Source organism: Nocardia sp. bgisy134 (assembly GCF_057708325.1).
In genome coordinates, this window is the sequence record NZ_JBYIRW010000052.1 from 1 (window position 1) to 1,994 (window position 1,994).

Consider the following 1,994-nt stretch of genomic DNA (forward strand, 5'->3'; position numbering starts at 1 on the left):
CGCCTCTGCCGAGTTGAGGATGTTCAAAGGGCTAGGGGCATGGGTGGCGAGCGCTACGACCCGAACAACCTGCATTCGCTGTGCCGCCCAAGACATGAGGCGAACACCATTGTCGGTGCCCTCGGCCCGCGCTGGGCATACCTGAATTGCCGCCGATCCTGCTGCACTCGCGACGCCCTCTGAATGGGTTCGGGCTCCGCGACTTCGGAGTCTCCTACCGGACCCACACGATTTCTCCACATTTGGTAACCGGATCGGACGCAACTGGTCGATACAGTGACCGCGTGTTTGCTCGTGATCCATCGTGGAATCGCTTGAACCGTCTCGCGTACCTATTGCATGTTGTTGCCGTCGGCGTGCTGGCTGTGGCGTGGGTGGCGATCGGGCTCGGACTGTACTCGGAGCCGGGATCGGATCCACGGTTCGAGTTCGAAGCGGGCGGCCGCTTCGCGGCCAACCTCATGGTCTATTGGCCGTTCCTGCTTGTGATTAGCCCGGTGCTGGTCGTCACTGGCATTTTCGGGCTGATGCCATACCGGTTCGCGCCTGGCGGCACCATCGCGGGTGGGGTAGTTGCCAGTTTGTTCGCTCAGTGGGTGGGGACCGAGCTGTACTTGTCCGATTACAAGCCGGAGTTATCCGGACACCTCGACACGAGCATCGTCGCGGCGTGCTTCGCACTTGCCGCAGCGTTCGCGGCAGCCTTCTTGCACTTGTATGGCAACCGATCCGGTCGGACGCGCGCCGCCTCGATGCGAGGCGGAGCAGTGCTGGTAGTTGCCATTCTCGTCAGTGTGGTGGTCACGATTCCGCCGCTGATCGCGGGCAGCGGCACCCCGTCCGGTGTCCTGGCTCGGCTCGTCACCGACGCCCATTGCGGCAGGAACTTGTCGGACTGGACCGACGAGGGACAGACGACCGTCTACACAGGCGGCGCGACACAGTCGTATCCGCCGAAGGATGTGCCTGACAACGTGTTCGGGGTCGTGGTCACACTGCGTAACGGCACAGGCAGCGTCGAAACTACCCCGCCGACCGCGATCTCGTTCCGAGACGAGCTGCCATTACGGTCGGGTCCGCCGGGAACCGAAGTGATGCTGTATCAGCCTGGTACAGGCAACGAGTTCGCGTTTACTCACCTGCGCGTTCCGAATTGTGAGGCTGGCAGTAGCCGGGTGGTTTCGGCGACCTACAAATATGCGGATTACGGCGGAACGAGCACGTCTCAGATTCAGGGCACGGTATCTCGTAGCGACTAACGCGCTGGCAGGGTGTTTGATAGCCGTCGCTGATCTGGATGTCCGCACATCTGGGTCGGCCAAACGCACCATATTGCCGCTGACAGTCAGAATTCCTTACTGGGTTCGGAACGCTTGGACCGTTCTTCGAAAGGCGATGCCGGGCCTGCCCGAGGTTGGCGGGCTCCCGCCCCGGCCGTCGAGCCGCACGCGCGCATCAACCACCGTGACATCCGGCCAGGACATCGGCCCACCTTTGACGCTCAACGAACCGGCAACCGCGAACGGCGTTCCGCCGAGAGCCGGACCTGGCCGCAACGGCCGACCGAACGCGTCCCGGAGCGTGCCGTCCTGCCTCAGTCGGTGCCCTCCTGCACCGGATAGTGGATGATGACCGCACCGCCGGTGGCGTAGTTGACGACATCGGCGGCCGCCCGCTGGCCTTGCGGCGACGCCGACGCCGCGGCCATGGCGGCGGCGTCAGCGTAGTCGGCTTCGAAGACCGCGAAATACGGCGCTTCTCCGTTGGTCGCCGCCACGTCGAAGCTGTAGCGCCACGCAAGTAGGCCGGGCATCTCTATGACCAGTGGAAGGTGTTTGGTCACGTAGTAGTCGCGGAAGTGGTCGGGGTCGGCGGGCTTGGGATATAGGACCAGCAGCTTATGCATGACTGCCTCCTGCATCTACCGCGGTCGGTTGAATCGTCATATGTGCAGGTTAGGGCTTGATGTGTGGTCGAGGGAAAGACCGGGACGC

Annotated in this window: 2 protein-coding genes; one reads left to right on the forward strand and one right to left on the reverse strand. The window is 63.2% G+C overall.

Features of this window, described 5'->3' with window-relative positions:
• Positions 1–284 precede the first annotated feature (284 nt).
• Positions 285–1,259: a hypothetical protein gene (locus tag AC3ERS_RS36505; protein WP_431972721.1), complete on the forward strand. Its 975-nt coding sequence runs from the start codon at positions 285–287 to the stop codon at positions 1,257–1,259.
• A gap of 335 nt (positions 1,260–1,594) precedes the next feature.
• On the opposite strand, the gene AC3ERS_RS36510 is transcribed toward AC3ERS_RS36505, so the two are convergent.
• Positions 1,595–1,906, reverse strand: coding sequence for an EthD family reductase (locus AC3ERS_RS36510; RefSeq protein WP_431972722.1), 312 nt, complete (start codon positions 1,904–1,906; stop codon positions 1,595–1,597).
• Positions 1,907–1,994: the final 88 nt, after the last annotated feature.